The organism is Streptomyces sp. T39 (assembly GCF_008042045.1).
Lineage (GTDB): Bacteria > Actinomycetota > Actinomycetes > Streptomycetales > Streptomycetaceae > Streptomyces.
In genome coordinates this window covers 1607306-1617083 of sequence record NZ_RDBP01000012.1, presented here as the reverse complement: position 1 = coordinate 1617083, position 9778 = coordinate 1607306, and the positions used below count along the sequence as shown (strand labels likewise).

Here is a 9778-nt window from a genome sequence, read left to right as displayed (position 1 = left end):
GGCGATCAGGTCCGCGCGGCCGTCGCCGGAGAGGTCACCGGCACCGAGCAGGGCGTTGAACTGGCCCCAGCCCGTGCCGACCTTCTGCTTCGACGCGAAGCCCGTGCCGTAGCCGTTGCCCCGGTACAGGTAGAGCGTCCCCGAACCGTCGCGGGCGACCATGTCGCCCTTGCCGTCGCCCGAGCCCTCGGAAATTGATCGCCGATCCCGTACATCCCTTGTCACGTCTCGCGCGTCTGTAACGGTGCTAGCTTCCTTGCACCGTCTTCCCCTCTGTTCCGGGCGCGCGCCGTGTGCGCTGCGCCGGACCGGGACGGCTGTGCAGGTGACACCCTTCGAGGGGGGACCTTGACTTCCATGGAATCCGGCCGTGCCGCGGCCGGTTCGCGCAGAAACACCCGCGCCCGTGTGCGCGTCGCCGCCTGCACCGCGCTGGCCCTGGCCGCCGGCATGCTGCTGTCGGCCCCGGCCGCCCAGGCCGACGAGAACCCGGCGCCCCACCGCAGCATCGAGCGCCCCGAGGCCGGCGCCGAGCTGCCCAGCCTCGACCTGCCCCGTCCGGACGTGAACAGGGGCGCCTTCAGCGCCCAGGACGCGGACGCCCCGCTGGCCGCCCCGCGCAGCGACGTGGACGGCGACGGCTGGTCCGACATGGTGCTCCAGGGCATCGGCGGCACGGTCTTCGCCGACAACGGCGCCTCCAGCTGGGAGCTCTCCTACCAGGACGACGGCAGCCTGATCAAGGACGTCTTCCTCGCGGCCGGGCTCCGCGACGACGGTCCGGTGCATTTCACGCTCTCGTCCACCGGCACGCTCTCGGCCTACGCGAACGACACGTACTCCCCCTACCGCTACTGGTCGGGCGGCGGCTGGCAGATCTACAACAAGGTCTTCTCGCCCGGCGACCTCACCGGTGACGGCATCGGCGACGTGCTCGCGCGCACCCACTCCGGCGAGCTGTACCTCTACACCGGTTCGACCAACGGCGCGCACCCGCTCGGCGGCCGCACCCTGGTCGGCGGCGGCTGGAACCAGTTCGACCAGCTCGTCGGCATGAACGACGTCAACAACGACGGCATCGCCGACCTGTTCACCCGGAACACCGCGGGCGAGCTGTACTTCTACAGCGGCACCGGCGAGGCGACCCGCCCCTTCAAGGGCAAGGTCCTGGTCGGCTCCGGCTGGAACATGTTCAACACGCTGTTCAGCATCGACGACCTCGACGAGGACGGGAACGCCGAGCTGCTGGCCCGCACCTACGCCGGCACCCTCTACAGCTACTCGTCCACCGGCACCGGCGCCTTCTACCCCCGGGTGGAGCTCGGCAGCGGCTGGAACACGGTCGACCGCTTCGCAGGCGGCAGCAGCGTGCCCTCGTTCGGCAAGGACGAGCTCATCGGGCTCGACACCGCCGGCAGCCTCTACTACTACTACGACCTCAACAACGGGAAGTTCTCCCCGCGCCAGCGGATCGGCGACGGCGGGGCCTGGAAGGGGGCCAAGCTCCAGCACTTCTCCTCGCTGGACGCGGACGGCTACTCCGACCTGCTGGAGGTCTACAACGGCCACCTCTACAACCTGAACGCGGACGGCACCGACATCGGTGGCGGCTGGGGTGTGTACAACACCCTGGTCGGCCCCGGTGACCTGTCGGGCGACGGCAAGGGCGACATGGTCGCCCGCGACGGTTCGGGGACGCTCTACCTGTACCGGGGCAACGGCTACGGCACGGGCTTCGCGTCGAAGCAGAAGGTCGGCACGGGCTGGGGCCAGTTCAACGCCCTGCTCGGTGCCGGTGACCTCTCCGGCGACGGCCGCGCGGACCTGATCGCCCGCGCCAAGGACGGCAAGCTGTACCTCTACGAGGGCACGGGCGTCTCGTCGAGCCCGTTCAAGGCGAAGAAGCTGATCGGCTCCGGCTGGGGCTCCTTCACGCTCGCGGCGCCGGGCGACATGAACGGCGACGGCCGCGCGGACCTCGTCGCGCGCAGCGGCAACGGCACGCTCTACCGCTACGACTCCGACGGCAAGGGCAACTTCAAGCCCAAGGTCTCCCTGGGCACCGGCTGGAACACCTACGCCAGCATCCGCTGACCCCGGCCAGGGACGCCGCCACGGCGCTCCCGGGCCCGCCGCCCCCGTCCGCTCCTCCACGGAGCGGGCGGGGGCGGACGCGTGCCACGGTCCTCCCGCGCGCGGACGGCGGCGGTCTCACTCCACCGCGAGCACGATCTTCCCGCGCGCCCGGCCGCCGGCCACGAGCTCGTGCGCCCGGCCCGCCTCCGCCAGCGGCAGCACCGCGTCGACGTGCACCCGCAGCCGGCCCGACTCCACCAGCGCGGCGATCTCCCGCAGACCCCCGGCGTCGGGTTCGACGATCATGAAACCGGCACGCAGGCCGCGCTGCCGGGCGGCGTCCGCCAGATACGCCTCCGCCGGGGACGCGAGCGACACGAGCGTTCCGCCCGGCCTCAGCACGTCCAGGGAACGCGGCCCGTACTCCCCGCCCACCGCGTCGAGGACGACGTCCACGTCCTTCACCGCCTCGGTGAAGTCGGTCTCCCGGTGGTCGACGACCTCGTCGGCCCCCAGGGCCTGCACGAAGGCGTGCTTCGGGCCGCTCGCCGTGCCGATCACGTACGCTCCGCGCGCCTTGGCGATCTGCACCGCCAGATGACCGACGCCGCCCGCCGCCGCGTGGACCAGCACCCGCTGCCCCGCCGCGACGCCCGCGGTGTCCACCAGCGACTGCCACGCGGTCAGCGCCGCCACGGGCAGCGCCGCGGCCTCCGTGTGCGAGAGCCCGGCCGGCCTGGGGGCGAGCTGGCGGGCGGGGGCGGTGAGGTACTCCGCGTAGGCGCCCGCGGGCAGCGGCAGCCGGGGCATGCCGTACACCGCGTCGCCCGGCCGGTACACCGTCACCCCGAGCCCGACCGCCTCGACGGTGCCGGAGACGTCCCAGCCGAGGCGCACCGGGTGGTCGGCGAGCAGACCGCCGGTCTCGCGGTGCCACAGGTCGGTCGGATTGACGCCCGCCGCGTGGACGCGGACCAGCACCTCGGACGGGCCCGGTTCGGGCCGCTCGGTCTCGACGATCTTCAGGACCTCGGGACCGCCGAGGACGTCCTGGCCGATGGCACGCATGGTTCTGCTCCCTCACGAAGACTGCACGGGTCGGTACGCACCACCCTGTGCCGTGGGGGAACGCGGATCGAGTGGCCGGATGGCCATGGTGTGCAAGGATCTGGCCATGGCAGCAGCCCGGGCATCCGCACCGCACCGTGTCGTCGTCCTCGCGCTCGACGGCGTCTACCCCTTCGAGATGAGCATCCCGGTCCGCATCTTCGGCACCGCCGAGGGCCCGGACGGCACCCCGCTCTACGAGGTCCTCACCTGCTCGCTCGACGGCGGACCGGTCCGCACGAGCGCGGACTTCTCGGTCACCGTCGCCCACGCCGCCGAGGTGCTCGCCACGGCCGGCACGGTGGTGATCCCGCCGTACGCCTGCGGCCCCGGCGCCGCCCGCACCCGGCTGACCGCCCCGCTCGCCGGCGCCCTCGCGGCGCTGCGCCCCGGCACCCGTACCGTCTCCATCTGCACCGCCTCGTACGTCCTGGCCGCCGCCGGCCTGCTCGACGGCCGCCGCGCGACCACCCACTGGAACGACGCCGACGCCTTCCAGAGGGCCTTCCCCCGGGTACGGGTCGACCCCGGGGTGCTCTTCGTCGACGACGGGGACGTCCTCACCGCGGCGGGTGTCGCCGCGGGCGTCGATCTGTGCCTGCACCTCGTGCGCCGCGACCACGGCAGCGACGTCGCCAACCGGGTGGCCCGGCTGTGCGTCGTGGCGCCGTGGCGGGAGGGCGGCCAGGCGCAGTTCATCGAGCGGCCGGTGCCGCCCCCGTCGGCGGCCTCCACCTCCGCCACCCGCGCCTGGGCGATGGAACGGCTGGAACAGCCGCTGACCCTCGCCGAACTGGCCGCCCACGCCCGGATGAGCGTGCGCACGTTCTCCCGCCGCTTCCGTGACGAGGCGGGCACGACCCCGGTCCAGTGGCTGACCCAGCAGCGCGTCCACCATGCCCGGCGGCTGCTGGAGACCACCGATCTGCCCGTCGACGCCGTGGCGAACCGCGCGGGCTTCGGTACGGCGGCGTCGCTGCGGCAGCACCTCACGGCGGCGCTCGGCGTCTCCCCGACCGCCTACCGCCACACCTTCCGCCCCGCGCCGGGAGCCGGCCCCGCTCCGGTGCCCGCCGGCCGCTGACGCGCCGGGCCGCCCTCAGACCCCGGGTTCGACCTCCAGGAACCGGCGGTTGCGCGGCCCCCGGTACAGCAGAGCCTCCCAGCCGAGGCGGGTCAGCGCCGCGGCACACTCCTTGAGGCGGGCGTCCTCCTCGTGGGCCGCGCCGCTGCCGTGCGGGCCGAGCCACTCGACCCGCACGGTCCGGGGCCGCTCGCCGTCGCGGACCCGGTAGCCCGTCGCCGTGCGGGTGCCGTCCGCCGCGGCAGCCGACGGCGGGATCCCGGCCGCCTCCAGGGCGAGCGCCACGGCGCGCGCCATGCGGTGGGTCTCCCAGGGGGCCGGGACGGCCCCGGGATCGGGTGCGCCGGGATGGGAGAGGCGGCGGATCTGCAGCAGGCCCTCGAAAGCGGTGCGGACCTCCGCCGCCCGCCCCGGGTCGTCCGCCGCCGGGCCGTCGCCGCTCGACGGCTCGAACACATCGGTCACGTGCGTGTCTCCTTCCCCGTCCGGACCGTACGCTCCAGGTCGAAAGCGCCGGTCCCTGGCCTATCGTGTCCGGGACCGAAGCAGAAGGAGAACGCCAGGATGCCCGGCAACGGCAGCGGCGGCACCGCCGTCACCCGCAGCACCCTGCGACAGCAGATCGCGGACGCGCTGCGTGACGAGGTGCTCGCGGGACGGCTGAGCCCCGGGCAGGAGTTCACGGTCCGCCAGATCGCCGACCAGTACGGCGTCTCCGCGACCCCCGTGCGCGAGGCGCTCGTCGACCTGTCCGCCCAGGGGCTGCTCGACTCCGACCAGCACCGCGGGTTCAAGGTGCACGAGTTCTCCGTCGCCGACTACCGGATGATGGTCGAGGCGCGGGCCCTCGTCGTGGACGGGGTCTTCCAGCACTACGAGCGGACCGGGCGCCGCCACGAGCCCGGCCCGGGGCCGTTCGACGTGCAGACCCTGGTCTCCGTGCGCCGGCGGGCGGAGGAGGCCGCCCGGGCGGCGCGCGCCGGCGATCTGGACATCCTGATCGGCTACGACCTCCGCTTCTGGCGGGAGCTGTCCGCGGCCGTGTCCAACCGCTACGTCTCCGACTTCCTGCACCGGCTGCGCGTGCAGGCATGGGTGTTCGCCGTGCCCCGGCTGCGGTCCGACCCCGACCCGGCCCCCTGGCTGTGGAGCGGCCACGCACGGATCGTGGACGCGGTCACCCGCGGCGACGCCCGGGGGGTGCGCGACGAGATCGCCGCCTGCAACACCCATGAACTGGCGTGGGCCGACCGGCTGGAGCGGCGGGAGAAGCGGGGACGAGAAGGCCAGGAGCATCAGGAGCGGTGAGTGTGGATCTGACTGTCGTCGTCCCGGCGTACAACGAGGAGATACGTCTGCGGCCGACGCTCGACGCGATCTGCGCCCATCTGCGGGCCGACCCCGGGCGCTGGGGCACCTGGGAGCTGATCGTCGTCGACGACGGCTCCACCGACGGCACCGCGAAGGTCGCCCGGGAGGCGGCCGCGGAGGAGCCCCGCATCCATCTGCTCTCGGAGGGCGCCAACCGCGGCAAGGGGCACGCCCTGCGCACCGGCGTCCTCGCCTCGTACGGGCGGCGGGTGCTCTTCACCGACGCCGACCTGGCGACCCCGATCGAGGAACTCGACCGCCTCGACGCCGAACTGACCGCGACGGGCGCGGACGCCGCGATCGGCTCCCGCGCCCACCCCGACGCCCGGATAGAGGTCCACCAACGGCGGCTGCGCGAATGGCTCGGCCGGATGGGCAACCGGCTGATACGCCTGGTGGCGGTCTCCGGCATCCGCGACACCCAGTGCGGGTTCAAGCTCTTCGACGGCGAACGGGCGCGCGCCGCCTTCGCGGGCTCCCGGCTCGACGGCTGGGCCATCGACGTCGAGATCCTGCGGCACTTCCGCCGTGCCGGGTGGGACGTCACCGAGGTACCGGTGCGCTGGTCGCACATGCCCGGCTCCAAGGTCCGGCCCGGCGACTACGGCCGGGTGCTGCTGGAACTGCTGCGGCTGCGGGCCCGGGCCGTGCGCCGGGCCGACCTGGCCGTCGCCGGACTCTTCCTGCTCGCCTCGGTCCTGCTCTACAAGGGCCTGTGGGCCGACCTCGACCACGGCTACCTGCGCGACGCGGGCCAGGACCAGAACCAGTGGGAGTGGTTCTTCGCCGTCACCGCGGACAACGTCGTGCATCTGCGCAATCCGCTGTTCACCACCCTCCAGAACAATCCGGACGGCGTGAACCTCATGGCGAACACGGCGATGCTGGGCCTGTCGGTCCCGTTCACGCCCGTGACCCTGCTGCTGGGGCCCACGGTCACCTGGGCGCTGGTCCTCACACTCGGTCTCGCGGCGACGGCCACCGCCTGGTACTGGCTGATCGCCCGGCGCCTGGTGCGCCACAGGGCGGCGGCAGCGCTGGGCGGCGCCTTCGCCGCGTTCGCGCCGCCGATGATCTCGCACGGCAACGCCCACCCCAACTTCCTCGTCCTGTTCATGATCCCGCTGATCGTCGACCGGGCGCTGAGGCTGTGCGAGGGCCGGAGGGTGACCCGCGACGGGGTGGTGCTCGGCCTCTTCGCGACGTACCAGATCTTCCTCGGCGAGGAGCCGCTGCTGCTCGCCGCCGTGGGCATGCTGCTGTTCTCCCTCGCCTACGCGCTCGTCCGCCGCGACGTGGCCCGGGCGGCCTGGCGGCCGCTGCTGCGCGGCATCGGCACCGCCCTGACGGTCTGCCTGCCGCTGGTGGTGTTCCCGCTGGGCTGGCAGTTCTTCGGGCCGCAGAGCTACACGAGCGTCCTGCACGGCGACAACGCGGGCAACAGCCCACTCGCGTTCCTCCAGTTCTCGGGCCGCGCGCTGCTGGGCACCGACGCGGGCGCCGACCCGCTCGCCATGAACCGCACCGAGCAGAACGCCTTCTTCGGCTGGCCCGTGCTCGCCCTGGCCTGTGCGATCGTGATCGCGCTGTGGCGGTCCGGGGCGGTGCGGGCGCTCGCCGCCACGGGGGTCGCGGCCGCCCTGCTGTCGCTCGGGCCGACGTTCCGCATCCCGTACACGGACATCGTGCTCACCGGGCCGTGGCGGGCGCTGGCCCACCAGCCGCTGTTCGAGTCCGTCATCGAGTCCCGGGTGGCGATGATCTGCGCCCCCGTCATCGGCATGCTGCTCGCCCTCGCCGCCGACCGGCTCGCCGCCGCGCCGCGGCGCCGGACGAGGACGGCCGGCCTGGTCGTCCTGGCCGCCGCGCTGGTGCCGGTGCTGCCGACGCCGTATCCGGTGCGGGAGCGGGGCCCGGTCCCCGGCTTCATCGCCGAGGGCGTCTACCGCGACTACCTCGCCGAGGGCGAGTCGCTCGTCACCGTGCCGCTGCCGGACCCCGGCAGCGCGGAGGCGCTGTACTGGCAGTCGTCCACGGGGCTCGGCTTCCGGGTCGCCGGGGGCTACTTCAACGGCCCGTGGGGGCCCGACCGCATCGGCATCTACGGTGCCACCCCGCGCCACACCTCCAACCTCCTGGGAGAGGTCCGCACCACGGGCCGGGTCCCCGAACTCGGCCCCGGCTGGCAGGCCCAGGCCCGGGCCGATCTCGCGGCCTGGAAGGCCGGCGTGGTGGTGCTCCCCCCGCAGTTCAACGACGGCCCGCTGCACGAGACGGTCACGAAACTGCTCGGGACGCCGGGAGAACGTGTGGCGGGGGTATGGGTATGGGACGTGGGAGCGCGGGGCGGCGCCCGGTGACGGGCACTCTTCGCCCCGGGTTCCCCCGGTATTACGCTGTCCCGTCCACCGTCCGCGCGCCCCGCCGGCGCCCGAGCCCCCGCCCCGAGTGCCCTGATCCGAACGGCGCCGCCGACCGAACCGCCCGAACCGCTGAGAGCGAGCCTTCCCTTGGCCTGTGACCTGTGGCTGGTCCCCCTTGTCGACGTGCTGTGCCACAGCCCCGACAACCCGTTCGCCGAAGAGATCGCCTCCTACGACGCGGCCCTGACCGGAGCCGGCCTGCCGACCGTGCCCGTCTTCGCCTACATGCCGGGCCTGTCCGGCGACGTCGCGCCGGTCGCCGGGTTCGACTACGACGCGCTGCACTTCCTGCGGCGCGCCTACCTGCTGAAGCTGTGCGGTCTCGCCGTGACTCCGGTCGACGAACTGGGCGGCGACTACGAGCAGTTGCTTGAGATGTTCGAGTCGACCGCGCAGCAGTCGCACCTGGTCTGGCACTACGACCACGCCGGCGCCTACGTCCCGGTGGACTTCGCCGCGCCCCTGTTCAACGACGAGCTGCTGGAGGGCGGCGGCCCGCTCGGCTCCACCCAGGGCCTGCTGCGCGAACTGGAGTACGTGGCCCCGGAGATCGGCATCGACCCCGCGAACCCGCCGGCCGCCCCGCGGCCCCCGGACGGTCCCACCGCCCTGGAGGAGCCCGCCGGGCCGATCCCCTACGACGAGAGCCCGTTCGCACGGGAGCGGCACGTGTGGCTCGGACTGCACGCGGCGGCGACGCGCAGCCTCGGCCAGGGCTCGATGATCATCTTCAGCTGACGCCGTTGCTCCCGGCCGGCATGCCGCGGGGCAGCGCACGCACCCGGTGCGTGCGCTGCCCCGCGGCGCGTCCGGACGTGCCGTCACCCGGCCCCGGCGTTCGGCCTGCGGACGCGGTCCCGTAAGACGGCCGACCGCCGGGCGACACCTCGGGCCGGTAGGACCGGGGCATGTCACAGACGAACACCCCCGCCCAGGCGGTGGCCACGGAAGAACTTCCCAGGCCGGAGCGGTTCGACGACGTCAAGGGCTGGTTCTGGCCCGCGGACCAGCTCCTCTTCGACTGGTTCCTGAGGCGCCAGGAGGCCGAGGGCCTGCGGGGCGACCTGCTGGAGCTCGGGGCGTACCTCGGCAAGAGCGCCGTCTTCCTGGGCGGCTATCCGCGCGAGGGGGAGTCGTTCACCGTCTGCGACCTGTGGGACTCCCCGGCGCCCGACGACTCCAACGGCGCCGAGATGGACCGTTCCTACGCGACCCTGACCCGCCGTGCCTTCGAGGCCAACTACCTCTCCTTCCACGACGCCCTGCCCACCCTGGTCCAGGCGCCGACCTCGGTGATCACCTCCCGGGTCGCCCCGGCGAGCTGCCGTTTCGTGCACGTCGACGCCTCCCACCTCTACGAGCACGTCCACGGCGACATCGAGGCGGCACGCACCCTGCTCGTCCCCGACGGCATCGTGGCCTTCGACGACTTCCGGGCCGAGCACTGCCCGGGTGTCGCGGCCGCCGTGTGGGGAGCGGTCCCGACGACCGGGCTGCGGCCCGTCGTGATCACCGGTACGAAGCTGTACGGCACCTGGGGCGATCCGGACCCGGTGCGCGAGGACCTGCTGGAGTGGCTCGCCGGGCGCACGGACCTGTGGCACGGCGTGGAGGAGGTCGCCGGGCGTCCGCTGATCCGCGTCAAGGCCGACCGTTCGACGGGCACGCCGGAGCACCCCGTCTCCCGCCACGAGCCCCTCACCGGGCCGGAGCCCGG

Annotated in this window: 9 protein-coding genes; 6 read left to right on the top strand and 3 right to left on the bottom strand. The window is 73.6% G+C overall.

The window, feature by feature from the left end:
• On the bottom strand, positions 1-162 hold a 162-nt coding region (locus EAO77_RS08255), incomplete at its 3' end, for an FG-GAP repeat domain-containing protein (protein WP_410088525.1).
• A gap of 195 nt (positions 163-357) precedes the next feature.
• Here EAO77_RS08255 and EAO77_RS08250 point away from each other — a divergent pair.
• On the top strand, positions 358-2094 hold the full coding sequence (locus tag EAO77_RS08250) for an FG-GAP-like repeat-containing protein (protein ID WP_187283154.1): 1737 nt from the start codon (positions 358-360) through the stop codon (positions 2092-2094).
• 117 nt (positions 2095-2211) lie between these two features.
• Here the strand turns inward: EAO77_RS08250 and EAO77_RS08245 are convergent, their stop codons facing one another.
• Positions 2212-3144 (bottom strand): NADP-dependent oxidoreductase, encoded by a 933-nt coding sequence (locus EAO77_RS08245; RefSeq protein ID WP_147987385.1) that lies wholly within the window; start codon positions 3142-3144, stop codon positions 2212-2214.
• 106 nt (positions 3145-3250) lie between these two features.
• Between EAO77_RS08245 and EAO77_RS08240 the strand changes: the two genes are divergently transcribed.
• Entirely contained in the window at positions 3251-4267 is a 1017-nt protein-coding gene (locus EAO77_RS08240) for a GlxA family transcriptional regulator (protein ID WP_147987384.1), read from the top strand.
• A gap of 15 nt (positions 4268-4282) precedes the next feature.
• Here the strand turns inward: EAO77_RS08240 and EAO77_RS08235 are convergent, their stop codons facing one another.
• Complete coding sequence (locus tag EAO77_RS08235; RefSeq protein WP_147987383.1) at positions 4283-4732, bottom strand: hypothetical protein; 450 nt, start codon at positions 4730-4732, stop codon at positions 4283-4285.
• A 99-nt stretch (positions 4733-4831) separates the two neighbouring features.
• Between EAO77_RS08235 and EAO77_RS08230 the strand changes: the two genes are divergently transcribed.
• The 4 genes from EAO77_RS08230 to EAO77_RS08215 all read left to right on the top strand — a co-directional run.
• Positions 4832-5575, top strand: coding sequence for a GntR family transcriptional regulator (locus tag EAO77_RS08230; RefSeq protein WP_147987382.1), 744 nt, complete (start codon positions 4832-4834; stop codon positions 5573-5575).
• Complete coding sequence (locus EAO77_RS08225; RefSeq protein WP_147987381.1) at positions 5572-7998, top strand: dolichyl-phosphate beta-glucosyltransferase; 2427 nt, start codon at positions 5572-5574, stop codon at positions 7996-7998. Before EAO77_RS08230 ends, EAO77_RS08225 begins: the two co-directional genes overlap by 4 nt.
• A 150-nt stretch (positions 7999-8148) precedes the next feature.
• Positions 8149-8799, top strand: coding sequence for a hypothetical protein (locus tag EAO77_RS08220; RefSeq protein WP_147987380.1), 651 nt, complete (start codon positions 8149-8151; stop codon positions 8797-8799).
• A gap of 170 nt (positions 8800-8969) precedes the next feature.
• The coding region (locus tag EAO77_RS08215; RefSeq protein WP_147989025.1) for a class I SAM-dependent methyltransferase at positions 8970-9778 on the top strand (809 nt) is incomplete at its 3' end.